General features: G+C 48.1%; 20 protein-coding genes. 17 read left to right on the plus strand and 3 right to left on the minus strand.

Annotated elements, in window-relative coordinates:
* Nucleotides 1–369 precede the first annotated feature (369 nt).
* Nucleotides 370–966 carry a YacL family protein gene (locus ABH897_RS25370; protein ID WP_044647365.1) on the plus strand — a complete coding sequence of 199 codons (597 nt, stop codon included), beginning with the start codon at nt 370–372 and terminating at the stop codon, nt 964–966.
* A 218-nt stretch (nt 967–1,184) separates the two neighbouring features.
* Complete coding sequence (locus ABH897_RS25375; RefSeq protein ID WP_404592877.1) at nt 1,185–2,225, plus strand: NAD(P)/FAD-dependent oxidoreductase; 1,041 nt, start codon at nt 1,185–1,187, stop codon at nt 2,223–2,225.
* Nucleotides 2,226–2,565: 340 nt separating this feature from the next.
* On the opposite strand, the gene ABH897_RS25380 is transcribed toward ABH897_RS25375, so the two are convergent.
* Entirely contained in the window at nt 2,566–3,414 is an 849-nt protein-coding gene (locus ABH897_RS25380; protein WP_404592878.1) for a sulfurtransferase, read from the minus strand.
* Between the two features lie 74 nt (nt 3,415–3,488).
* On the minus strand, nt 3,489–4,433 hold the full coding sequence (locus ABH897_RS25385; protein WP_283652639.1) for a DMT family transporter: 945 nt from the start codon (nt 4,431–4,433) through the stop codon (nt 3,489–3,491).
* A gap of 207 nt (nt 4,434–4,640) precedes the next feature.
* On the opposite strand from ABH897_RS25385, the gene ABH897_RS25390 reads away from it, so the two are divergent.
* The 7 genes from ABH897_RS25390 to ABH897_RS25420 all read left to right on the plus strand — a co-directional run bounded on the left by ABH897_RS25390 (nt 4,641) and on the right by ABH897_RS25420 (nt 11,649).
* The gene (locus ABH897_RS25390; protein WP_404592879.1) at nt 4,641–5,546 is read left to right on the plus strand and encodes a hypothetical protein; all 906 of its coding nucleotides are present in this window, start codon (nt 4,641–4,643) and stop codon (nt 5,544–5,546) included.
* A 200-nt stretch (nt 5,547–5,746) separates the two neighbouring features.
* Nucleotides 5,747–6,460 (plus strand): 2,3,4,5-tetrahydropyridine-2,6-dicarboxylate N-acetyltransferase, encoded by a 714-nt coding sequence (dapD, locus tag ABH897_RS25395; RefSeq protein ID WP_283652637.1) that lies wholly within the window; start codon nt 5,747–5,749, stop codon nt 6,458–6,460.
* A 185-nt stretch (nt 6,461–6,645) separates the two neighbouring features.
* Nucleotides 6,646–7,782 carry an N-acetyldiaminopimelate deacetylase gene (locus ABH897_RS25400; protein ID WP_404580593.1) on the plus strand — a complete coding sequence of 379 codons (1,137 nt, stop codon included), beginning with the start codon at nt 6,646–6,648 and terminating at the stop codon, nt 7,780–7,782.
* A 74-nt stretch (nt 7,783–7,856) separates the two neighbouring features.
* Nucleotides 7,857–8,966 carry an ABC transporter ATP-binding protein gene (locus ABH897_RS25405; RefSeq protein ID WP_044647358.1) on the plus strand — a complete coding sequence of 370 codons (1,110 nt, stop codon included), beginning with the start codon at nt 7,857–7,859 and terminating at the stop codon, nt 8,964–8,966.
* Nucleotides 8,956–9,768, plus strand: coding sequence for an ABC transporter permease (locus ABH897_RS25410; protein WP_404592880.1), 813 nt, complete (start codon nt 8,956–8,958; stop codon nt 9,766–9,768). The genes ABH897_RS25405 and ABH897_RS25410 overlap by 11 nt, the downstream gene beginning before the upstream one ends.
* On the plus strand, nt 9,758–10,579 hold the full coding sequence (locus ABH897_RS25415) for an ABC transporter permease (protein WP_025685655.1): 822 nt from the start codon (nt 9,758–9,760) through the stop codon (nt 10,577–10,579). The genes ABH897_RS25410 and ABH897_RS25415 overlap by 11 nt, the downstream gene beginning before the upstream one ends.
* On the plus strand, nt 10,576–11,649 hold the full coding sequence (locus ABH897_RS25420; RefSeq protein ID WP_283652633.1) for an ABC transporter substrate-binding protein: 1,074 nt from the start codon (nt 10,576–10,578) through the stop codon (nt 11,647–11,649). The genes ABH897_RS25415 and ABH897_RS25420 overlap by 4 nt, the downstream gene beginning before the upstream one ends.
* 519 nt (nt 11,650–12,168) lie before the next feature.
* Here the strand turns inward: ABH897_RS25420 and ABH897_RS25425 are convergent.
* Entirely contained in the window at nt 12,169–13,332 is a 1,164-nt protein-coding gene (locus ABH897_RS25425) for an aminotransferase A (RefSeq protein WP_404592881.1), read from the minus strand.
* A gap of 185 nt (nt 13,333–13,517) precedes the next feature.
* Here ABH897_RS25425 and ABH897_RS25430 point away from each other — a divergent pair, with 185 nt between their 5' ends.
* The 8 genes from ABH897_RS25430 (at nt 13,518) to ABH897_RS25465 (ending at nt 25,944) form a co-directional block, all read left to right on the plus strand.
* On the plus strand, nt 13,518–16,886 hold the full coding sequence (locus ABH897_RS25430; protein WP_404592882.1) for an S-layer homology domain-containing protein: 3,369 nt from the start codon (nt 13,518–13,520) through the stop codon (nt 16,884–16,886).
* A 111-nt stretch (nt 16,887–16,997) separates the two neighbouring features.
* Nucleotides 16,998–17,399 (plus strand): VOC family protein, encoded by a 402-nt coding sequence (locus tag ABH897_RS25435; protein ID WP_283652630.1) that lies wholly within the window; start codon nt 16,998–17,000, stop codon nt 17,397–17,399.
* Between the two features lie 113 nt (nt 17,400–17,512).
* Nucleotides 17,513–18,043 carry a GNAT family N-acetyltransferase gene (locus ABH897_RS25440; protein ID WP_283652629.1) on the plus strand — a complete coding sequence of 177 codons (531 nt, stop codon included), beginning with the start codon at nt 17,513–17,515 and terminating at the stop codon, nt 18,041–18,043.
* 198 nt (nt 18,044–18,241) lie between these two features.
* A complete protein-coding gene (gene aspA, locus ABH897_RS25445) occupies nt 18,242–19,651 on the plus strand; it encodes an aspartate ammonia-lyase (RefSeq protein ID WP_014282606.1) in 1,410 nt (469 codons plus the stop codon).
* Between the two features lie 167 nt (nt 19,652–19,818).
* The gene (locus ABH897_RS25450; protein WP_283652628.1) at nt 19,819–20,409 is read left to right on the plus strand and encodes a restriction endonuclease; all 591 of its coding nucleotides are present in this window, start codon (nt 19,819–19,821) and stop codon (nt 20,407–20,409) included.
* Nucleotides 20,410–20,638: 229 nt separating this feature from the next.
* The gene (locus ABH897_RS25455; protein WP_283652627.1) at nt 20,639–21,643 is read left to right on the plus strand and encodes a BMP family lipoprotein; all 1,005 of its coding nucleotides are present in this window, start codon (nt 20,639–20,641) and stop codon (nt 21,641–21,643) included.
* Nucleotides 21,644–21,671: 28 nt separating this feature from the next.
* Entirely contained in the window at nt 21,672–23,336 is a 1,665-nt protein-coding gene (locus tag ABH897_RS25460) for a methyl-accepting chemotaxis protein (protein ID WP_283652626.1), read from the plus strand.
* Nucleotides 23,337–23,523: 187 nt separating this feature from the next.
* Nucleotides 23,524–25,944, plus strand: coding sequence for an AraC family transcriptional regulator (locus ABH897_RS25465; protein WP_404592884.1), 2,421 nt, complete (start codon nt 23,524–23,526; stop codon nt 25,942–25,944).
* Nucleotides 25,945–25,954: the final 10 nt, after the last annotated feature.

Genomic DNA, 25,954 nt, shown 5'->3' on the forward strand with positions numbered 1-25,954 from the left:
CGTTGTTTTGGCATTGTAGAGATTCGCTCCTTAACATGATAGGTTTATTCTACAAGCCCTTATTTTTTCTGTCCAACTTAGTGTATCTGATCCACATTAACGGATTACTAGGGTTAGATATATTAATAAAGGGCAAATTTAATGTTGATCTAGAGAACTTTGAGCTCCTACATTAAAGAAGCTGGCAGATGTTTAGAAGGTTAATCAGGGAAGAATAGAACTTCATTTAATATAATTCAAGCTACGTCTCCTTCGGAGCGAGATGGATCTCGAAGAGGGATTACAAGCAGATAACCCCTTAGGGGTTCATGAATACAGAAACGTTAACTGAAATTCCTGCAAGATAAATAAAAGTAAGGGGAATCAACAGTGCCTTACACTAGACCAGTAATAATTGATCCATATTATGATAAACCTGAATGGATTACGAACGAAGTTACTCGAGAAGAAATTATCTCCCTTTCTCCTCAATCAAGTGAGCAAGATGTTGAATTATTTTTGATTCTTCTATTTGGTTACAATCATATCAATATAGAACAATCATTTTGTTTGTCTTTCAATGAATTACTGCAGCAAGAAGAAGTCGCTATTTCAGGAGGGATCGCTTTCTTTGAAGACGAGAGTAAATATATATTACCAAGTTGTTGCTGTGGGTTAGAAGATTTTTCTAATGTTATTTATTCTATTTCAAATAAACAAAGTCCATGGATGGGACATGATCCTACCCCAGGTATTACATATATCGGTGATCAAGCATATGTTTGGCCAGATGATCAAGAAACACTCGATAGTAATGTTTATTTCCCTATACAATATTCATATAAAGAACTAATAGACAGTCTAGATAAAACACGAAAAGAAATACAGGGATTTATTGAGGACCCATTATATAAATGGATTAACAAGAGAGACAAAGAGATTGCTGGCACTATGAGAGATCGGATGAAACAATGGATTATGAAATAAGAAAGTTATGGAAGTATTTCGAAGAAGACAGGAACTCCAGTTAACAAGGTATCTACGCTGTGGGCTTTGCCCTTGGTTCATCAGAAGCTGAATCAGTGAACAATCCTGCGAGGCTAAGTCCGTTGGACCCAGTCGCTCCAACTGCTCTCATAATATGTTATAACGTCTGATTATCATGACGCCTATGTTACAATAGGGTGACAAAGGAGGAGTCATTATTGAATAAACAAAAAATCGTGATTATTGGCGCAGGGATTGTCGGGGCGTCCGTGGCCTATCATCTGGCCAAACGAAATCAAGATGTAACCGTTATTGAACGACACCCCGCCGCGGCGCGTGAAGTCACGGAAAAATCTTTTGCCTGGATACATACGACTCATCGGGTGGCTCCCGAATACTGGCATTTGTACGATGCAGCTTTGGAAGAATATCATACGCTTCAGCAAGAGCTGTCCGAACTGAAAATTCACTGGCATGGAGCGCTGACTTGGGGCACTCCGCCCCTAAGGGAGCAACTCCACTTTCAAAAATTAAACCGGGAGCAGCTTGAGGCATTGGAGCCGAATCTGAAGGAATATCCGGATGAAGCGATGTTTGCCAGCGAAGAAGGTGCGGTGGACCCTATAGGGGTAACGGAGCTGTTGTTGAGCAAAGCGCAGGAGTACGGAGCAAAGGTTCAGTTCGGCACCAACGTTACACAGCTGCAGCAAGAAGATTCCCGCCTGGTCGGTGTCCATACGTCCAAGGGCTTTCTGGAGTCGGATGTCGTGGTATTGGCCGCAGGTACAGGCATACCCGAACTTTGCAACCCGTTAGGTTGTCCCGTGCCGGTAACGTCGTCGCCTTCCATTCTGATTCGGATGAAAACTGCGAATAAACTGATACGCACATTAATCTCAAATGCGCAATTTGAAGCGCGTCAACTGACGGATTATACGCTGCTGGCTGCGGAAGATTATATCGACGAGTCGGAGGAAAACGGACCAGAGGCGGTCGGTAAGCGAGCGTTCGACACGTTGCGTCGCAGTCTGAAGGACGGGAATCAACTGGAACTGGAAAGCATAAAGGTCGGGATGAGACCAATGCCTGAAGACGGCTATCCGATCGTGGGCTTCCAAGATCACATAAAGGGATTTTATCTGACGGTGATGCATTCTGCGATTACGCTGGCGCCGCTGATTGCGCATCTGGCTGCAAGTGAAATAATCGATCGGGAATCAAGAAGTGAATTAGACCCTTGTCGACTCTCCCGATTTTAGGACCACTCGAGGGATGTTCTCGCTGTTTCTCGCGCGTGAGGTTGTGAATCAAGTGGAATCGCATGTACGTGAGGTGCTGTAGGACAATATACAGCTCCAGCATGACGATGGGGGTCGTCCGACCACGAGCAAAATCACAGTGTCTTTCAACTTTCAAAAGGTGGGGGCCAGAATGTAGAATACAAAGCTTCCCAAAATCAACATTACCGTTTTGTAAGTACGTTCACCCCCATTCGTTGACTCCGTGTTGACCTCGATACTCCTGAGCACAACGCAAAAGAGTAAATCGCTACATGAGCGATTTACTCCAAATTACATACTGTATATCTGCTTAAGCCTTCTACTCTTCCCCCACCACAATTGAATTCTCCTCATAAGAAATCCAATCGCTCCAGCTTCCCGGATATAACCGCACCTTACTAAATCCTGCCTCGCCCAAGGCCAGCACATTCGGGCAGGCGGATACGCCGGAACCGCAATACACGATAATTTCTGCATTCCGGTCAAGGCTGGCAAAGTGCTTTTCCAGTTGTTCCACATTTTTTAATATACCCTTTTCGTTCAATACCTCTTTCCAAAAGAAATTCACTGCACCGGGGATATGTCCTGCTGCTTGATCTATGGGCTCTTCCAGTCCCAGGTAGCGCGGCCGCTCTCTAGAGTCGATCAATGTATAGGAGCCAACAGTAACCGAGCCTGCGGACACACGTTGTACCTCTTGCATGGTTGCGAGCATTTGCGGCTGTACATTTGCTACAAAGGTCGAGGGAATGCGAATCGGCTGGTCTGCCGTGACCGGGAACTTCGCTTCCTTCCAAGCACTGTAGCTTTCATCCAGCACATATACCTGCTCGTGACCGAGATAGCGCAGTAGCCACCAGAAGCGGGAGGCCATCATGCCGCCTTGATCGTCGTAGGCAATGATGCGTGAATCTGCGTTGATTCCGGCGCGACTCAGGCGCGCGGCAAGTGTGTCAGCATACGGCAAAGGATGACGTCCACCATGCTCACCCAGAGGAGCCGTGAGGTCTTCCTCCAGATCGAAGTGGATAGCCCCTGGAATATGATCTTCATTAAATTGAGCCCGTCCCGCTCCGGCTTGTCCGAGCAGAGAACGGCAGTCTGCGACGATGATATCTGGCTCATATAGTCGAGCTAACAGCCAGCGTTTGGATACAATGGATTTCATAAGGGATTCCGCCTTTCCTTTTTATCATTAAGATTATTCAATTGAGTACCGTTCATGAAAATGGGGTAAATAAGTTAAGAACCTGTCTTAAGGGGAAGCTCACTGTCAGGCAATTCACTTTGGTGGACGACTTGCTTCTTGAAATCTGTTCCGTATCGGATAAAAACCCATACCCCGAACAGGATGAAGAAGCCTGCGCCAAATTGTAAGGCAGAAAGTTTTTCTCCCAGCAACACCCAGGCTAGCAAGGAAGAAATAACGGGTTCGCCGAGTACTGCCATCGACACCGCGGTGGCGTTAATGTATTTGAGCAGCCAGTTAAACAGGTAATGGCCGAACAGTGTGGGCACTATGGCGAGCAACAGGAACAATCCCCATTCCCGTGGTGCATATCCGGTAAAAGGAATGGCGTTGACCATATTATACAGCGCAAGCGATGTAGCAGCGATGGCGAATACCCAAAAGTTATACACAAAGGCGCTCAAATGCTCGCGCAAATGCTTGCCCATCAGCATATGGATAGAGACGGCTACCATACCCAAGAAGGACAGTGCATCTCCGAGCAGGGCTTGTCCCGAGGCATGAAAATCTCCGGCTCCGATTGCCAGTGAGCCGACAAAGGCCATGCCCATTCCGATGAGCATAGCGCGGTTTGTGCCTGTACGGAAAAACAAAAAAGAACCGAGCATGACAAGGATCGGCTCCAGTGTCATAATAACGGTAGAGCTTGCAACTGTGGTCAGTCGCAGCGAGCCCATCCAGAGCAAGAAGTGCAGCCCTAGTGCAATACCGGACCAGAGGATCAGCATCCATTGCTTGCGGCTCAGGCTGAATAGCTCGGTACGGTATTTCCAGACTAGAGGCAGCATGACGAGATTGGTCAGGTACAAACGGTACATAGCGATGACGGACACCTCGGCTTCAGACCATCTTACGAAGATCGAGGAGAACGAAATAGCGATAATACCTACGATGTACAGTAATTCAAAGGAAAATGACGGTTTGTGCGCTTGATTCATGTGACAGCTCCATCCAGTACGGAGGAGGAATAATACGTGTACGATTCCTTCCATCGGTATCTCTAAAATTAGGTTAATACAGCCCATTATACCGTACCTGACATCCGCGTGGAATATAAAAAGCGATGCAGGAAGAAGGATTTTAAGTATGGAGCTGCGTAGAACTTTTGCCGCACAAACTCGTCTATCATAGTGGAGGTGGATTTTATGAAAAAACGCAACACATTTTCAATCATACTGTTAACTGTAGTGGCAGTGCTGGCTCTGTCAGCCTGTGGAACGAAACCGCAAACCAATAATACCGCACCTCAAGGGGCAGACCAACCGCAAACGCAACAGCCACAAGTGAAACCGGAGCCGATCGCCGAGCCGGAGGCCAAAAAGGGGACAGGCGTATACAACGGAGCCGCTGACCCGCACACGGTTGAAATTGAAACCAATGGCGAAGCCCAATCTTTCCAGTTGGGTGACGGGCTGGACACGGTGGTAGCCGGACTTGAGGAAGGCGATTCAGTCGCATTTGAATACAACGAAAAAGCAGTGGAAGGCGACGCGGTTGCCAAGCAACTGATTTTGACGAAAATACAAAAAACAGAAGCTGCAACAGGCGGCACACAAAACGGCAGCTCCAGTCAGGCAGTAGGCGGTGAACGCTCGAAAACGCAAGCTTTTGAGCTTAGCCTTGAAGGGAAAAAGGAAAAGCAGACAGCTACACTGGCAAAAGGAGAGGGATATTCACTGTATGTGTTTGACCCCATGTCCCTGTTTCCTGATCAAAACCGCGTAGCCTTGGCTGTAGATGATAACTATTACGCTGAAATTACGAAGCTGCCTTCCGATTTTAATCTGGACGAGCTTCAAAAGGAAGGCGAAAAGGATCTGGCTTCCGTCGGTAAAGCGGTGAAAATAGATAAAGCCAAAGTTCCTCAAACGCTGACCAGCAGCCGTCTTTTCCTGCAAGCGAACGGTTCGAAGGTCACACGCCAATATATTGTTGTAGAAAATAAAACAGGCGGCTTCATCGTGAAGGTAAACATTCCTCAGGGCGAGCCTGTCGAAGGCTTCGAATCCTTCATTTATACATCGTTGGAGAGCCTACAAGCTAATAAATAACCCTGCTTTGATGTCGGGATGAATCATGAATTTAAGGCAGTCATGTTGCTGGAAATTGTTATTTTTGGTGCTAGGTTAGAGCTATAAGGGTCTAATCTGTAATTGCGAGACCTGCACTTTTGTGCTATAAAGGATGAGAGAATAAGATCATTCCGGCTTGCGAAGTCGTATGAAGCGATAAAGGAGTTGTTAGATTTACTATGTCCATCGAAATGAACACACAAGAAGTCATCAACGTGATTAAAAACAGTAAGAAAAAAACACCTGTTAAAGTATATGTAAAAGGGGCTTTGGCTTCCGCATCATTCGGTGAGAATGTTCAAGCTTTTATTTCCGGAGACAGCGGCGTTGTATTTGGCGATTGGGCCGACATCAAGCCTGTTCTGGACAGTGTTAACGCTAATGAAGAAGACTATGTGGTGGAAAACGACCGCCGCAATTCCGCAGTGCCTATGCTCGATCTGAAAGGCATCAATGCCCGCATCGAGCCAGGCGCGTATATTCGCGATATGGTTGGTATCGGTAATAACGCAGTCATTATGATGGGTGCAGTCATTAACATCGGTGTCACCATTGGTGAAGGCACAATGATTGATATGAATGCTGTACTGGGCGGCCGTGTTAAAATAGGTAATATGTGTCACATCGGTGCAGGCGTAGTCCTTGCAGGTGTTATTGAACCTCCATCTGCACAGCCTGTTGTGGTAGAAGATGATGTATTGATCGGTGCGAACGCGGTCGTATTGGAAGGTGTGCGAATTGGTAAAGGTGCAGTCGTTGCAGCTGGAGCAGTCGTAACCGAAGATGTACCTGAATATTCCGTAGTTGCAGGTACACCTGCACGCGTGATCAAACAGGTCGACGATAAGACCAAATCAAAAACTGAAATCTTGAAGGACCTGCGCGTTCTGTAAGACTGAAAAAAGAGTTTTAAATGCACAAAAGGTGAACGATTCCTTGTCAGTGGAATGAAACATTGACAGCACAATTTAGGGACGAAGCACAACGGACAAGGCTCGGCGGCTGCGCCGGGCTTTTGTCCTTTTGTTCTTTTGTCTGATAAGCCTGATGAGTTAGATAAAGGAGGCAGACTAGCGGAATGAGCACGGTCGATTATCGTTCTTTTGTTCAAATACGAAGGGATTTGCATCAAATCCCCGAGCCTGGCTTTGAGGAATTTAAAACGCAGCAGTATCTGCTGAATTATTTGGCAACGCTCCCTCAGGAGCATTTGGACATTCGTACATGGCGTACTGGCGTACTGGTGTTGATTCATGGAACGGCTCCTGCACGTCGATATGGATATCGCTGCGATATGGATGGTTTGCCAATCGAGGAAGAGACGGGCTATGATTTCCGTTCGACCCATCCCGGCTACATGCATGCATGCGGTCACGATTTACATATGACGATTGGATTGGGGATTGTTTCTCACTTTGCAAACCACCCGATCAAGGATGACCTGGTTGTATTGTTTCAGCCTGCCGAGGAAGGACCGGGCGGAGCGTTGCCGATGCGGGACAGCAGCGAGCTGGCAGACTGGCTCCCGGATGAAATCGTGGCGCTGCATGTTGCACCCGAATATCCGGTTGGCACGATTGCGACTCGCCCGGGCATCCTATTTGCCAATACGTCGGAGCTTTTCATCGACTTGAAGGGTACAGGCGGACATGCGGCATATCCGCACAAAGCGAATGATATGGTGGTGGCGGCCTGTCAGTTGGTCGGACAACTGCAAACGGTTGTGGCCCGTAATGTGAACCCGCTGGATTCAGCGGTCATTACGATTGGCAAGGTCGGCGGTGGTACGAAGCAGAACATTATTGCTGAAACAGCCCGTTTGGAGGGTACGATCCGAACGTTGTCAGCCGATACGATGACACTGGTCAAATCAAGGATTGAAGCGCTGGTGCGCGGTGTTGAAGCTGGGTTTGAATGCCATGCAGAAATTCATTATGGCTCGAATTATTTACAAGTGTTCAATGAGGCCAAGGTGACAGAGGAATTTATGAATTGGGTCCGTGAACGGCAGGATGTACAGCTCATTGAGTGCGGTGAAGCGATGACCGGAGAGGACTTCGGATATTTTCTGGAGCGGATTCCGGGTCTAATGTTCTGGCTTGGCGTTGATACGCCTTATGGTCTGCATCATGCCAAGCTGGAGCCTGCGGAGGAAGCCATTGGGGTGGCGATTCGTGTGCTGACAGACTATTTCACATGGAAATCCCAAGGTTAAATGATATAGTCTGAATAAATAGGTTTAATGAAGTGAATGAAATGGAATGAAGTCGAATGTTGAGGGAGGGTGTTATGGGAGAGCAAACCATCATCCGATTCGAACGGGTGACCAAGCAATATGACAACGATCCACCGGTGCTGGCTGATGTCAGCTTTGAGATTGAACGTGGTAAATTCTATACGCTGCTGGGGCCCTCCGGTTGTGGCAAAACAACGATTTTGCGTATGATTGCGGGTTTTGCAGAGCCGACGGAAGGCTCGATTTATTTGAATGACAAGCTGATTAATCGTGTTCCAGCCAATGAACGGCAGGTCAATACGGTTTTTCAGGACTATGCCTTATTTCCACATCTGAATGTGTTCGAAAATGTGGCTTTCGGTCTGCGAATCAAAAAGATGAACAAAAAGGCCATTCAGGAGAAGGTTGCGCAGGCATTGTCCTTTGTCAATCTGGAGGGCTACGACGAACGGGAAATTTCTGAGATGTCCGGAGGGCAACGCCAGCGTGTCGCCATTGCACGAGCCATCGTCAATGAGCCGGACGTTCTGTTGCTGGATGAGCCGCTGTCTGCACTGGATTTGAAGCTGCGGACAGAAATGCAGTATATTTTGCGTGAAATGCAGCAGCGACTTGGAATCACCTTTATTTTCGTAACGCATGATCAGGAAGAAGCACTGGCCATGTCGGACGAAATTTTTGTTATGAATAAAGGAAAGATCGAGCAGAGTGGTACACCGAATGATATTTATGATGAGCCGATCAATCGGTTTGTTGCTGATTTTATCGGGGAATCCAATATTGTGCCAGGACGCATGATTGCGGATTATCAGGTGGAGTTTAATGGTCGGCAGTTTGAATGTGTCGATGGAGGATTACGCCCGAATGAACCGATTGAAATTGTCATTCGACCAGAGGATTTGGAGATTACAACCGTTACAGAGGGCAAACTGCGAGTAAAGGTGGATACCCAGTTGTTCCGTGGTGTTCACTATGAAATTAGCTGCTATGATGATTCCGGTCAGGAGTGGCTGGTGCATTCTACCAAAAAGGCGGAGCTGGGCAGTGAAATCGGCCTCCATTTTGACCCGGAAGCGATCCACGTGATGCGGTTCGGGGAAACAGAGGAAGAATTTGATCGGCGTCTGGAGGCCTATGAAGAGGTGGAGCAGCATGTCCGGTAATACGAGAGCAGCGTATCTGCTGCCTTACTATTTATGGATTGTGCTGTTCGTAGCAGCCCCGGTTGTGCTTGTGTTTTACTATTCGTTATTTGATGTGGACGGCCATTTCACGTTCAGCAACTATGCCCAATTTCTGACCCCTGTCTATTTGAGCATGACACTGAGCTCGTTTTGGTATGCGCTGCTGATTACAGTATTCTCGCTGTTAGTGGCTTATCCGGCGGCGTATTTGCTGACCCGAACCAAGCATAAGCAACTGTGGCTGTTGCTCATTATTTTGCCGACGTGGATTAACCTATTGCTTAAAACATATGCTTTTATCGGGATTTTTGGTACTTATGGTCCGGTGAATGCTGTGTTGGGCTTGGTCGGATTGGGTGGTCAGCAATTATTGTTTACCAGCTCCAGCTTTGTGTTTGTATCGGTTTATATTTTTGTGCCGTTTATGATTTTGCCCATCTATAATGCGCTGGAAGGGTTGAATCCTTCACTGCTGGACGCCGCGCGTGATTTGGGCGCTTCCAAGTGGACGGCGTTTCGCCGGGTTATTTTCCCATTAACGCTATCTGGTGTGCGATCCGGGTGTATGGTGGTATTCATCCCGGCGCTGTCGCTGTTTATGATTACCCGTCTGATTGCGGGCAACCGTGTCATTACATTGGGAACGGCGATTGAACAGCATTTTCTGGTCACACAGGATTGGGGTATGGGCTCTACGGTTGCGGTGTTCCTGATTTTGGCGATGGCAATCATTATGCTGATTACCTCAGGAACGAAACGGAGGGTGCGGCATGGCAAATAAGAACCGGTTTGGGAATATTTATTTGGTGCTCGTTTTTCTTGTGCTGTATGCACCTATTTTGTACTTGATGTATTATTCGTTCAATAGTGGCGGGACGATGCACCAATTTGAAGGGTTTACGCTCCAATACTACAAAGAGGTGTTTGCAGACACTCGGCTGATTATCATTGTCATTAACACCTTGGTCATTGCGTTGTTGTCCTCTGCGCTGGCTACGATTATTGGCATCATGGGAGCGCTGGCTATTCACCAGATGCAGAACCGTCGGGTCAAAAATACGCTGCTGTCGCTCAACAATGTGCTGATCGTGAACCCGGACGTCATTATTGGCGCATCCTTCCTCATTTTATTCACGATGGTGGGGATCAAGCTGGGTTTTTACTCGGTGTTGCTGTCCCATATTGCATTTAGTGTGCCGATTGCGGTCATTATGATTTTGCCGCGGCTTCAGGAAATGAGTCCATCGCTGGTGGATGCGGCCCGGGATTTGGGTGCCAGCCGGATGGATGTGCTAACCAAGGTCATTTTACCTTTTATCAAGCCGGGGATTTACGCGGGCTTCTTTATGGCGCTAACCTACTCACTGGACGATTTTGCGGTGACCTTTTTTGTGACAGGGAGCGGCTATTCGACCTTATCAGTGGAAATTTACTCGCGTGCCCGCCAAGGGGTTTCCCTGTCTATCAATGCGCTGTCCACGCTCATTTTCCTGTTTACCGTGCTGTTGGTGGTGGGGTACTACTTTATTATGCGCAAGGCGAATCGGAATGGGAAAAAGGAGCCTGCGGCGGAAATGGGGGTACCTAGATGAAGTCGCTTGTGCGCGTGTTTCTGTCGATTTTTATCATTTCGTTCGGTCTGATGGGGGTGGCGGCATGGCTCAATTCCAGTCAAGGCTATTCCGGTGGCAATACGCTGACGGTATACAACTGGGGAGACTATATCGACCCTGAGCTGCTGGCAAGGTTCCAGAAGGAGACGGGGATTACCGTCATTTATCAGACGTTTGACTCCAATGAGGCGATGCTGACGAAAATTGAGCAGGGAGGAACATCGTTTGATGTAGCGGTTCCTTCGGAATATGCTCTGGCTAAAATGAAGCAGGAGCACCTGTTGCTCCCGCTGGATCACAGCAAGCTGCCGAATTTGAAGCATGTGGATGCTCATTTTCTGAACCTTTCGTTTGACCCGAAAAACCAATACTCTGTGCCGTATTTTTGGGGTACGGTTGGGATTGTGTTCAACCCGGAGCTAACGAAGGGCATTGATTTTCATAGCTGGGATGGTCTGTGGAATCCAAAGCTGCGTAACAACCTCCTGCTGGTCGATGGTGCGAGGGAAGTCGTGGGTATGTCGCTGAACAGCCTCCACTATTCCTTGAACGATACGAATGAGGCGCATTTGCAGCAGGCTTTAGCGAAACTGGAGAAATTAGCGCCCAATGTCAAGGCCGTTGTCGGTGACGAGATTAAAATGCTGCTGGCAAACGAGGAAGCTGCTGCCGGGGTTGTGTGGTCCGGCGATGCGTCCGAAATCATGGATGAGAACGACAAGCTGGATTACATCGTGCCGGATGAAGGCTCCAACCTGTGGTTTGATAACATGGTTATTCCGAAAACCGCCACCCATGTGGACGCGGCCCATAAGTTCATCAATTTTATGATGCAGCCTGATGTAGCCGCCCAAAATGCCGAATTTGTAGGCTATTCCACACCTAACGAGGATGGAAAGAAGCTGTTGCCAGAGGATATATCCGGTGACGAGCGCTTCTATCCACCATCTGAAATTACGGATAAGCTGGAGGTCTACGACAACCTGGGCAAGCGGATGCTGGCTCATTACAATGAATTGTTCCTGCAATTCAAAATGCATTTAAAATAAGAGAGCGGCGGCGCGTGGATTCAGGTTTTGAGCTTTAGAGGCCGCTGCGGGAGCGGATGGTGCTTCCCATCGCTGTTAAATTCCGATTTTTTTGATTTGAAGTATAAAGGTGAAAATCGGAATTTAAAGGCGAACGCTTCGCTTGTCCAGCACCATTCCGCCCCCTCCGCTGCGCCATGCTTAAAGCTAGCATCCATGAATCCTACGCCGACGGTGAGGGAGTAGTCGGAGAACGAACAGGCCCTTGAATCTCCTGGTAGGAGGAGATTCAAGGGCCTGTTTTATTTTACTCACCGTGCAAAGCGGTGAGTATTGTTTTTGACCCTGCTGCCCCACACACGTTAGAGACTTGTGGGACTTTAAGGCGGGTAGTAGCGAAGCGGGCCATTTGAATCTGGAGAAGCGGCAGCGTTCGCCTTTGCAGGGGGATTCTTACCTCTAAATGTCTTACACAATCCAAAGAATCCCCCTGCAACAGCGATCGGAAGATCAAATGGACCGCGAAGCGCCTCCCCCACCTTAACTCCTCACAATTCCTTTAACAAACATTTCTATTTTATCCAATCCCTGTTCCAACACATTCTGTCCGTAAGCATAGGACAACCGAATGTATCCTTCGCCATAGGAGGAAAAGGCATCTCCGGGCACGACAGCCACCCCATGTTCTTCCAGCAGCTTCAGGGTGAAATCCATCGAGCTTAAGCCAAAATGGGCGATGGAAGGGAATAGATAAAAGGCTCCCTCGGGCTTTTCAAGTGGAATGCCCATGTCGATTAGCCTTCCATGAACATAGTCACGGCGCTTGCGGTATTCCTTGCGCATCGGAAGTGCATCGTCGACACCGACGGTCAAGGCTTCCAGTGCAGCATATTGGCTGATCGAGCTGGCGCAGGTCACATTGTACTGATGAACCTTAACCATATGCTGTGTAATTGCAGCGGGTGCAAGCGTAAAACCAATCCGCCAGCCCGTCATGGAGTGCGATTTGGACAGGCCGTTGATGACGATGGTGCGTTCCCGCATGCCTGGAAGGGCAGCAATAGACACGTGTGACGCATCGTAAATCAGTTCGCTGTATATCTCATCTGAAATGATAAACAGATCACGGTCTCTCAGCAAATCTGCGACGGCTTCCAGCTCTTTGCGGCTCATCACTCGTCCGGTTGGGTTCGAAGGATATCCGAGGATGACGGCTTTCGTCCGTTCGGTCAAATAAGGCTCCAGCACCTCAGCAGTTAGCTTAAAACCGCTATTGCGGGTGTCAGCCAGCACTGGCACCCCACCTGACAAGCGGATCAATGGCTCGTATCCGGGGTAGATGGGCACAGGCAAAATGACCTCGTCACCGGGTGACAAAATGGTGCGCAGGGTAATGTCCAGCGCTTCGCTGGCTCCGTTCGTTACGATAACCTCATCCTGTCCACGGTAATTCAGTCCGTATTTATGGGCTACAAACGCTGCTGCCGCTTCTCGCAGTTCGGGCAGTCCCGGATTTGGCGTATAGGAGGTGCGTCCTTCGTTAATCGCCTGGTGGGCGGCTTCCATAATATGCGGAGGGGTAGGGAAATCCGGCTGCCCAATCGTTAAGGATAGGGTTCCGGGCAATGCGGCAACTTTATTGGCAATCTTGCGGATGCCGCTGATTTGAATGTTTTTAACCTGATCGTTAAGCAAGTGCTCCATAGCGTATGTGCCACCTTTTTCTGTATTAGAACAAGTTTACAATAATTTGATCAGATTATGCTACGGCGGGAAGCATTCATTTTACATAATTCAGGTACTGGTTTGACTATTTTATGGTATGTTTAAACATGGAATATATATTGTAAGCGTGATCATAGCTAAAATTGGGAGGAGCGCGTCTTTTAATGAAACAAGAATACATAGCAGTAACGTTACCCAGGAAATTAAAAAGGTTTGGGGTCGCATGGCTCAGTGTGGCACTGGTGCTGTCGGGTGGAGGGCTGGGGTTACTGTCCGATGGAAAAGCTTCAGCAGAACCAGCGCCTATCGTAGAAACGGAGGTGCAATCATCACCCACGTCTGTTGGGACAAGTGTATACGTAGATGTCTATGTGCCGGATAAGCTCCGTATCCATGATATACAGGGAGCAGCCCATCGTTCACCTTATGAGGGGAAAAAGGTAACGGATGTTGAAGGAATAGTGACGATGGTGAAGGGAAGCAGCTTCTTTATGCAGGAGGCGGACGATAAGGTGGATCAGGATGAAAAAACATCCGAGGCCATTTTAGTGTACAAGCCTGGCAGCGGTGTGCAGGTTGGGGATGAGGTATGGGTAAGCGGCTCTGTGAAGGAATATACGGAAAGAACCTATGCTAGCAAGCCAGTTGACCTGACGACCACGGAAATTGTAGCTTCTTCGGTTTCGGTGATCGCCAAGGACCGTCCACTGCCATCTCCGATTTTGCTTGGAAAAGAGGGGCGTGTGATGCCGACATCTGTTGTGGATAATGACGGAATGACGGTGTTTGATCCGCAGGAGGATGGATTGGACTTTTTCGAAAGTCTGGAGGCTATGCGCGTAGAGTTGAAGGATGCACGAGTCATCGGCCCTTATGGTTATGAAATCCCGGTCAGGATTGATAACGGGGCGAACACAGGCGAGGTATTGACCGAAGCAGGCGGCTTGATGCTGACCGAAGAAAGTCTGAATCCGCAGCGGATTTTGATCGACGCCAAACCTTCGGTTCCGTTGAAAACAGGGGATCGTTTTGCGGGTCCCATCACGGGAATTGTGAGCTATAGCTTTAGCAATTTCAAGCTGTTGCCGGAGCGTCTGCCGGATATTGTGTCAGGGGGTCTCCAGCCAGCCAACACACGTCTGGTACAGGATGATCGTAAGCTGACGGTCGCTTCCTTTAACGTGGAAAATTTCGATCCCGGTGATGGAAAACGGATTGATCAGCTCGGACAGGCCATCGCCGTGAATTTGAACCACCCGGATATTGTAGGACTGTTAGAGGTTCAGGACAATAACGGTGAGAAGGATGACGGCACCACAGATGCTTCGGAAAGCTTTCGGGTGCTGATTGAGGCGATTCGTGCTCATGGAGGACCGGAGTATGCTTTTACAGATATAGCACCTGAAAATAATAAGGATGGCGGCGCTCCTGGCGGCAATATCCGGGTCGGCTTCCTCTACAATCCGCAACGTGTCACGCTGATGGACAAGCCGAAGGGAGATTCGGTTACATCTGTGACCTATGGAGAGCAGGGGCTTTCACTCAATCCCGGTCGTATTGATCCGCTGAATGAGGCATTTGAATACTCACGAAAGCCGTTGGCTGCTGAATTTGAGTTTGACGGTCAGCAGGTGATCGTGATCGCGAACCATTTTAATTCCAAAGGGGGCGATCTGGCGCCATTCGGAGGGATTCAGCCACCCGTACGAAGCAGCGAAATACAGCGGGCGAAGATTGCAACGATTGTGAATGGTTTTGTGAAGTCGGTACTGGCTCAAAACCATCAGGCGAATATCGTCGTATTGGGAGATTTAAATGATTTTCAATTTTCCGAAACGCTCGCTTTGGTCCGGGGACAGGAATTGACGAATCTGGTAGATAAGCTGGATGAGAAGGAGCGGTATTCGTATATTTATGAGGGGAATTCGCAAACACTGGATCATTTGTTGGTCAGTCCGTCCATAAGTGAATCATCCGTGCTGGATATTGTTCATATCAATGCGGATTTTAGCGCGGCGGACGGGCGGGTAAGTGATCATGATCCATTGGTTGCTCAAATTGGCTTGCCACGCCAAACAGTGGAACCGCCAACAGATGGCGAGAGTGGTCGGAATAAAGATGATGACGATGATCAGCAGGAGAGCAATGGCAGCAACAACACCGGGAACCATAGTAGTGGTAACGCGAGTGGAACGACGAATAACGGACAGGGTGAGACTGCGAATAGCGGGCAGAATGGTAACGGTTCGTCAGGCGTTAATGTGGTGCAAGCCAAGTCCATAGTAACAGAGCAAAACGGACTGAAAAGAGCAGTCGCACAGGTACCAGCCGCTGACATACTAAATGCGATTCGGAACGGGGCGAACGGTACGCTCGTAGTCCGTGCAGGGGAGCAGGCGGATGCTAAGCTATTCGAAGTGAATCTAAACGGAGATGCTTTGGGTGCTGTTTTGAATGACCGTATTCACACCCTGCGAGTAGAAACGCCACAGGGAGGATATGAAGTAGCAACAGGTCGTTTGTCTGTTCAAAAGCTGGCTGACACCTGGCAGGTGCCTGTACAACAGATTTCCCTGAGCTTTACGGTTACGCTGAACGAAGGATTGACTAATCGCACAGATATTCCGGCAGGGCGCAAGCTGGTGCAGGCTGTGGATGTTGTGGCGGAGTTACGAAGCGAAGATGGACGCAAGCAGCCGTTGGCAGGTAGCGATAATTCCGGTAAAGGGTATGAACGTTATCTGCTACGTGTTCCCGCAACGGTAGATATGAGCCAACTTGCTGTAGTGAAGGTATCCACCAACCAAGCCGGACAGTTGTCCTATCATCCGGTTCCGTTTACCGCTTCTGGCGAGGAACTGACTGTGTATGGACGTTCGGGTGGAACCTATGTCGTGCTGGATGGCGGAGAAGCTAATGCAAGCGGATCGTTTAGCGATATTTCCGGTCATTGGGCGCAGCAGGACATTTCACGCTTGGCAACTCGTCTGATTGTGGCAGGGGCAAATCAGTCAGCGTCCACCGCTCATGAGACTGGTGAGATGGGTTTATCGAACGTACGCTTTAAGCCGAATGGTCAGGTACAACGCTCGGAGCTGGCTACGCTGCTGGTTCGTATGCTTGGACTGGAGCATTCAGATCGCATGGTGAAGGGCTTTGACGATGTACAATCGGAATTGTGGTATGCGGATTCGGTGCGTACCGCAGCCGCTGCTGGACTGGTCAATGGCTATGCAGACGGCAGCTTCAGACCTGATGCTCCGGTATCGAGGGAGGAGCTGGCTGTGATTGTAGAGCGAGCCCTGCGCTTCGCCGGGACTGCGGAAGATACAGCGGCAGGAAGTGCCTCAGCGTCATTATCGGATGCACAAGCCATTTCTACATGGGCAGCTCCGGCTGTCAACACGCTGTCCGGCTTAGGTATTATGAAGGGAGACGAGAAGGGACGTTTTGCTCCAGCTGCATCGGTGACGAGGGCAGAAGCAGCGGCTGTATTATCTCGAACTCTGGATAAGTTGAATTGGGAACAGTAGTATAATGATTGAAATGTCAGATTGATTGACTTTCTGCGGTAGTTAAGTTATCTTTTGTTGGAGAAGCAGCATGAAAATTTGATTTTATAACTGATGAAGAGGTGAAATGTCATGGCAGTAACAGCCAAACAAATTTTTGTGAATTTACCAGTAAAAAATCTGCAACAGTCCATTGATTTTTTCACAGCAATCGGATTTGAATTTAACGCGCAGTTCACCGATGAGCATGCAACCTGTATGATTGTCAGTGAGCAAATATTTGTTATGTTGCTGGTTGAAGAGCGTTTTAAAGCATTCACTACAAAAGAAATTTCGGATGCAACGAAAACAACAGAAGCGATTGTTGCCTTATCGGTGGAGAGTCGAGAAAAGGTGGACGAAATTGTCCACAAGGCTCTGGCAGCGGGCGGCAAGCCTTCAAACGAACCTCAGGATCACGGCTTTATGTACGGATGGAGCTTTCAGGATATAGATGGGCACCTGTGGGAGCTCTTTTATATGGCAGAGCAATAAGATGAAATAAAGCTAGACATACAGAAATTAAAGTAACACCATGGAAAGTAAGCGATCCTTAAAGGATGGTTTGCTTTCTTTATTATTATCAACATCACCGGGGAGGAATCACCATGTCTAATGAAATAGCAGTCTATCCCGTTCAAGCTCTGAACGATGCACTGACAGATACACTGACCCGGCTGTTGATCGATGTGGTGGCGGACGGTGCTTCTATTGGATTTTTACCGCCAATGGCTTATCAGGAAGCAGTAGCTTATTGGAAGAGTGTCCTTCAGGATAGTGTAGTCCTGTGGATTGCGGAGAAGGACGGTGTGCCTGTTGGAACTGTGCAGCTCCATTTGGCTACAAAGGCCAACGCAACTCACCGTGCGGAAATTGCGAAGCTCATGGTGCATCCGTCTGGGCGCAGGCTTGGGATTGCGCGTCAACTGATGCAGGCTGCGGAAGAGGAGGCGCTGCGTCAGGGCAGAACGCTGATGGTGCTGGATACGAGGGTGGGCGATCCTTCCAATAAGCTATACGAATCTAACGGATTTGTGGAAGCGGGCGTGATTCCAGGGTATGCCCAATCGGCTGACGGTCACCTGCACGCTACCCGATTTTATTACAAACCACTAAATCCGTACCTGAGCCGTTGCTGAGTATTTGGCGAATAACTGTGTTATATACAGGTAATAATAGCTTGTTATACGATTTAATATGCTTTTTCCGCTATTCGACTGGAAAAGCAAGGGAATGGGAACGTATAATGAAATGGGGACCGTCTAAAGGTTCTCTTTATGCCAATTCGGCGGTCTGGATTGAAGATCGTAGTATATATAGCGGAGGAATCGATGAATATGAGGCTGGAGCATGATTTTCTAGGTACCAAGGAAGTGCCGTCAGACGCCTATTACGGTGTACAAACACTGAGGGCAAAAGAGAATTTCCCAATTACCGGCCAACGGCTTCATCCTGAGCTGATTAAAGCCATGGCGATCGTCAAAAAAGCAGCAGCAACGGTAAACATGGAGCTGACCCGCTTGCATCGTCCTAAGGCGGAGGCCATTATTCAGGCAGCTGACGAGGTGATTCAAGGACAGTTGCACGACCATTTCATCGTCGATCCGATTCAGGGCGGCGCAGGCACGTCCATTAATATGAATACAAATGAAGTGATTGCGAACCGGGCGTTGGAGCTGATCGGCAAGCAGCGTGGAGATTATCAGGAGATTAGTCCTAACAACCATGTCAACATGGCGCAATCGACAAACGACGCTTTTCCTACGGCTGTCCATCTGGCTGTTCTAAGTATGATTGACAAGCTGTTGGTCACCATGAGTGAGCTTCAGGAGGCGTTTTCACGTAAGGCGAAAGAGTTTGACAGTGTGATTAAAATGGGCCGAACTCACTTGCAGGATGCAGTACCGATCCGGCTGGGACAGGAGTTTCAGGCTTATGCGCGTGTGTTGGGTCGTGATATCGGACGTGTCCGTGCCACGAAGCAGCATTTGCTGACAGTCAATATGGGCGCAACTGCGGTGGGCACCGGCTTGAACGCAGATCGCCGTTATATTCAGCGTGTCGCGGAGGTGCTAGCGGAAGTAAGTGGTTTCCCTGTAGAGGCTGACGAAAATCTCGTCGATGCCACTCAAAACACGGATGCTTATACGGAAGTGTCTGCCGCGTTAAAAATTTGCATGATGAATATGTCCAAGGTAGCAAATGACATTCGCCTGATGGCCTCGGGGCCGCGTGCTGGTCTCGGAGAGCTGAGTCTGCCCGCCCGTCAGCCGGGTTCATCTATTATGCCGGGTAAGGTAAATCCGGTAATGTGTGAGGTCATCAACCAGATTGCTTTTCAGGTCATTGGGAATGATCATACGATCTGTCTCGCTTCCGAGTCTGGTCAGCTAGAATTGAATGTGATGGAGCCTGTGCTTGTCTACAACCTGCTGCAATCGCTGGAAATTATGAAGCAGGGCTTTCATGTCTTCCGCATTCATTGCGTGGACGGAATTGAAGCGAACGTGGAGCGGTGTCGTGAATATGTCGAAAACAGCGTAGGCATTATTACCGCGCTCAATCCCCACCTCGGATATGAGGTCGTATCACGCATCGCCCGTGAGGCGATTACAACTGGCAAATCGGTACGCGAGTTGTGTCTGTTGTATAATGTACTGACTGAGGAAGAGCTGGACATTATTTTGGACCCGTATCAAATGACTCAGCCGGGTATTGCCGGAGAGTCGCTGCTGAATAGGGAATAATAGTGCGGAGTTTAGAATGCAGGCAGCTTTGAGGCAAAATGAAGACAGCCCCGTCGAATCCGGCGGGGCTGTCCTTGTGTAACACGGTGTCAGCGTGAGATGTGGAATGCCCTGCTAAGGAGAATACACCGACCGCTGCACGCCTATTGTAGAAAAGGGGAAGAGGAATGCTGCTGGAGCAATTATCGGCATATAAGGAATTAGGAATAGGATTCATTATACTACTACTGTTACTTGTACTCATCATCAGAGGACTGATACGTCGGCGCAGAAATCGGATTTTACGTGATCTGGACCCGCGAAAAATCGGGATTCAGGATATAGACCGCATGGAGGATGGCTCGGAATTTGAGCTTTATTTGCAACGGTTGTTATCTGCGCTCGGCTATAAGGACATCTACAAAACGACCAGTAGCCGCGATTTTGGAGCGGATCTGGTTTTTACAGACCGTGAAGGTGTCAGAGTCGTGATTCAGGCCAAGCGTTATGCAGTACAAAATCCGGTCGGTTTGGGCGCAGTGCAGGAAATTTACACCTCCATGCGTTATTATGCGGCAGACAAGTCTGTCGTTATCACTTCCGGACGCTACACGGAATCCTGTAAAACACTCGCTGCTGTTAACGGAGTTAAGCTATTGGATCGCGGCGATCTGGTGGACATGATTGATCTGTTCAAGGCTAAACATCGTGAGGAGGTCATGAATCTAATAGAAAGTAAAGCCGACGTGATTGCCTCCAAATGGAGCAGGAGCAAATGATAAAAGGGACTAAACTACCAGGCGACGAGATGAAGCCTGGTAGTTCAGTCCCTTTTATTTTTAACATGATGCCTGCATTTATAAGAGACTCCATATATAAAATAGTAAATATAACCAAACTATAATTCTTTATTTACAATGAATTTACAGAAAATCTTATGAAAAAAAATGACTTTATAACCGATATAAAGATGTTGGGGATTTGCAAATTATGCTGAGGTGATATGTCATGAAGAAACAGGTTCAGTTATTAACATTGAGGTGGGTTCCCATTGTCACTATTTTTGTTTTATTGCTGGGTGCATGCGGGCAGCCAGTAGCACAAAACAAGGCGCAGCCGATTAAGGTGGGAATAGTATTGTCAGATATTGGTCTGGGCGACCAATCTTACAGTGACGCGGCTTTTCGGGGCTTGGCCAAGGCGCGGGACGAGGGGAAAATCGTTTTTGAATATCGGGAAATTTCCGAGACCAAAACATATGATGCTGCTTTTGAACAGCTTGTTCAAGAAAAATCCGATTTGATTATCGGGCTGGGGTACATGGTGAAAGAAAGTTTGGAAACCGTTGCGAAAAAATATCCGGATCTTAAATTTGTAATTGTAGATGAAAAATCCGATTTACCGAATGTGGCTTCCATTATTTTTAAAGAAGAAGAGGGCAGCTTTTTGGCAGGGGTTGTTGCAGGAATGGCGAGCCGTACCGATCAGGTAGGCTTTATCGGGGGAGTGGAGTCTCCGCTGTTGAAAAAGTTTGAGGCCGGATATCGGGAAGGGGTTCGCTCCGTTAAGCCTGATGCACAGGTTACTGCTACGTATGCGGGAGATTTCGGCAAGCCGGAGCTGGGCACGGAGATTGCACGCGATATGATCAATCAGGATCGAATTGATGTGATCTATGCGGCGGCGGGTCTTACAGGTGTAGGTGCGTTACAGGAGGCACAAAAGCAGGAAAAGTTCGCAATCGGGGTCGACAGCGACCAGTTTTTCATTGCGGAAAAAGCAGTAGTGACCTCGATGATTAAAAATGTGGATATCGCCATATATACAGCAGTTAAAAGCTTTGCAGATCATCAAAGAAAATTTACGGACCAGAATATGGTGTTCGGTCTTGCGAAAGAAGGCATCGGTTTGGCGCCTATTCGTGTTTTGACATTGAACCCGGATCAGCAAAAGCTGCTGGATGACTTGAAGGGACAGGTCAAGTCCGGCAGTCTTACTGTGCCCACCCAATAAATTTTCGTAAAACGGAGGATGATTCCTGATGAAACTGCAAGGTAAACTGGTGCTTAACGCGATGGTTTCCCTGATCGCATGCCTGGCTTTAGTGGCCTATATTATTTTTCAATTGATCCGTATCAACTCGCAAAGCAGTAGTCTCGTTCCAGCTATGCTGAATGTACAGCAGCTCAATGCTTATTTGATTCAGTCAGGACAGGCGCTGCAAAACTACTCTTCTTCCATGACAGAGAGCAATAAAACGGATGTGCAAAATCAACTGGGTCAGGCGGAAAAAACGATTACTTTGCTTTCGCAAGGCATGATGCAGACCGAAGCGCAGCAAAAACGCCTGAATACCGTTAAAACAAAATTTAGCGAACTGAAGGTTGCGACGGATAAAGCGATGAGCACGGGAAGCAGCCCTGAATCCAAACGTAATGCGATGCGTGTACAGGGTATCCAGAACGATGTGTTCATGCTGGATATTCTAACGAAAGCGCGTTATGACGAATATACAGAGGAATTGACCAAGAGTATCCGCTTTACTTGGCAATTGGCCTTGGTAGGCGCTGTTCTGCTTCTGGTGGCGGTGGGGCTATATAATACATATACATCCAGGCAACTTGCCCTCAGAACCCGCAAGTTGACGGATGCCGCGAAGCAAATTGCCGATGGGAATTTGACGGTGCAGCTCGCGCAAACGAAGGGACGTGATGAGCTGGACGAGCTCAACGAATCGTTCCGGTTCATGATCGGGAACTTGCGTAACATTGTGCTCTCTATTGACCAGTCGGGGAATCGTGTTGATCTGATGGCTCGGGATATTGACCAGCATAATGAGGCCATGAAGGAAATCGTGACGCAAGTTAGCACCTCGACAGAGGAACTGGCGATTGGTAGCCAAAAGATTGCCGAGGATCTGTCGACCACCGTTGGCGTTGTGGATGAGATGCAGCAGAAGTTTGAAGCGAATTTGTTGGAGACCAAGCAGTCCTCTACATATAGCGAAGACGCATTGCGTGTCATTGAGCAAGGTACACGTGTGATGAGCGATCAGCTACGCATTGTAGCAGAAAATCGTTCAGCGATGTCCGAGGTGGAGCAGACGGTCAAGGAGCTGGAGGCCAATGCAGCCGAGATTACAACCATGACCGGCTATGTATCCGAGATTGCCAGTCAGACGTCGCTGCTGTCCTTGAATGCTTCAATTGAGGCTGCGCGCGCGGGTGAGGCTGGAAAAGGCTTTGCTGTCGTTGCCAATGAAGTCAAAAAGCTGGCGAATCAATCGGAGTCGGCTGTGAAGCAAATTTATACCGCTGTCGAGGGCATTACGCAGGCAATGAATAAGGTGAAGACCTCTGTGACACAAAGTCAGGAGCTGTTCCGTGAGCAGGAGAAGGCGACTTCGTCTACCGGGGAATCGTTCACTGAGATTAGCGGTAAAGTACAGCAAATTGCCAGCCAAGTCAGCAAGCTGTCAGCGGATATGAATGTATCTCGGGAACTGAGCATACAGGTACAGCAAGCTATTGAGAACATCAGCGCAATTACCCAGCAATCCGCCGCAGGCAGCGAAGAGATTACCGCCTCCACGGTGGAGCAGAAGCGTTCCTTTGAGGAATCGACTGAGAAGGTGAAAGAGCTTCGTCAGATTCGTGAGGAGATGCAACGAGAGCTGGATCGTTTTCAGGTGGAAAAAACAGGCTAAGCAACACGAAACCCGAAGAAGAAGCCTTACCTCATGAAGGGAGGCTTTTTCTTTATTAAAATCGTCTTTTTACAATAATAGTAAATTTTTATTGTTCTTTGTAGAGTTAATAGGCAGGGAATTCCACAACTTACGTCAAATAGATTTAGGGAGTATATTTTAGCCCATACGTTGTTGGCAAGAGATCATGGAAAACGAAGTCCGGAAGGATGAAGTTACGGGAATGCTACGATTAAAGCTTCGATTGATCCTGAAAAATAAACAGACAAGGCTGATTCTGCTGCTCACACTAAGCGTATCACTCATTATTAGTGTGATCGGCTTGCTATCGTATTCGGGATACCGCAAGGGTTTGGATACTGAATTAAACACACCAAACATAGAACTGCTGCAAATTAATCTGGATGTGACTAATAGGGCATTTCGTGAGTCCGATAATAAGGCGCTGGATGCGGCCTATTCCCGGGATGTTGAGGCATTTGCACGTTTGCAAACGGATGAAAAATCGCTATCAAACAACGCTTCCGCCATCAAACGGCTTCAAAAATATTTGAAAGCCCTTTCTTCGCATGAAGAGATTCATTCGGTTGAAGTTATTTCTTTTGAAAATCATGCTCTCGTATCCAGCGAATACGGCTACTTGCCTTATTGGGACCAAGCGCCGGATACGACTTGGGTTCCCTGGATTCGGGACATTCAAAAGAAGCCATTACTGATTAAGCGAAGATGGTACGGCACGAATCATGAAAATGGAACGGTAGAACTGCTTTCGCTGGCAAGACCCGTGGTAAAGGATGGGCGGGTCATCGGTGCGGTGCTGGTCGATCTGGATTACGACCACTTTTTCTCCAAGCTGTATATTCATTTATCCAACTCGCAATATGTGTACGATCTGGAGGGCGAACTGATCTATCCCAAGTTAAAATCTTCAGTGCCCTTAAACGAAATGGACAGGGTTTTGAAAGAATTGGATGTGAGCCCCTATGCTTATGTGGAGGTAGGGGGGATGGAGTATATGGCGAACCAGACTTTTTCCGATGTGACGGGCTGGCGTCTGGTATCACTTGTTCCTATGGACAAGCTGCTGAAACATGTTAAGCTGGCCCGCAACATGATGTTGTGGTTGGCCTTTATTTCTATACTGGCGGGTTGCTCAGCGGTTTACTATTACAATTATGCGGCGTTTCGCCCTATGAAAAGAATTAATAGCCTGCTGAATTCAGGCTACAAAGGAACGCGTCAAGGTGGATTGTATGATCTGGAGCCGGTCATTGGCAAGCTGGTTGGGGAGTTCCATCGCAAATCACTGGTGGTGGAGCGAAGTTTACCGGAGCTACGTTCCAAATATATTGAAGATGTCATCCAGCGTAGAATGGGCATACAGGAAATGCGTATGAAATGGGAGCAGTATTTTTCCGATTGGGACGGTAGCTCTTTGGCTGTGATAATCGTGTCGATTGATCGGTATTCTACTTGGGCAGCAAGCTTTCCAGAGGAGGATAAAATGCTGCTCAAATATGCGCTGAATAATATTTTGCTGGAATGGCTTGAACCTCACTGGAAGGCGGTAAGCGCGCCAGATGAGGAAAGCGGGTTCGTTGTACTACTACAGTTAAGTGAGAGCGAAGATGAAGCTATAACTGTGACTGAGACTGGGGCTGATGCCGATATCACAGACAGCATTCTGCTCCGCAAAAGCGCAGACAGGCTGATTCAGGTTGTGGATGAGCATCTTCCCCTGACTATTTCCATAGGAATGGGTCCTGCATTCTCCGATATCCATGAGTTACGTCAGTCATTCGTAAAGGGGAAAGAAGCCCTTGGTTTGCGTTTGTATGAGGGATATGGACGTTCGCATATGAGTACGGACAGCATGAGGGAGGGCGCTCACGTCTCATCAGCGGCGGGAAACCGGAATGTGGAAATCATTCGTGCCATAGAGTCACAGGAAGCCGGAGCAAGTATAAAGCTGACCAGTCAATGGGGAGAAGAACTTCGTCTTCACAGGACCTCTCCGATGCAGGTGTACTTGTCTGTACATGAGTTGATGGAGGAATTGCTGAAATGGTGCATGACTCATAGTGTGACGCCGCCGGATCAGCTGGTCGATTACCACTGGAATCAGATTCTGACGCTTGATCTTTCAGATATGGAGAAGCAATTGTTTTCGATTGTGGCTGATATCGGGGAAAAGCTTACTGGACACAGACAGTCCAAGGAATTTGTACGTGTACAGGAGATGATGGATTACATGGAACATCATTTGCATTTAAATATCGGGCTTCAGGAAATTGCAGATCAGGTCCATATGAGCGTGTCATCAGTGAGCAGTATGTTCAAGGAAGAGACAGGCAGCACCGTATACGACTACTTGACTGGTTTGCGAGTGAAAAAAGCGTGCGCTTTACTGTGTGAAACACATCTGAAAATTGCAGAGATTGCAGATCAGGTCGGATACCGTAATGAAAACAGCTTTATCCGTGTATTCCGCAAACATAAACAAGTGACTCCTGGGAAATTCAGGGAAATAAACAGATGTTCCAATGGATATGCAGATCCGCCAAAAGGTCGACATTTTGGGAATTTGGAAGATAAATTCGAAGATTAAGCGATAGCTG

Origin of the sequence: Paenibacillus sp. RC73 (assembly GCF_044908085.1) — a bacterium.
Taxonomy (GTDB): domain Bacteria; phylum Bacillota; class Bacilli; order Paenibacillales; family Paenibacillaceae; genus Paenibacillus; species Paenibacillus terrae_A.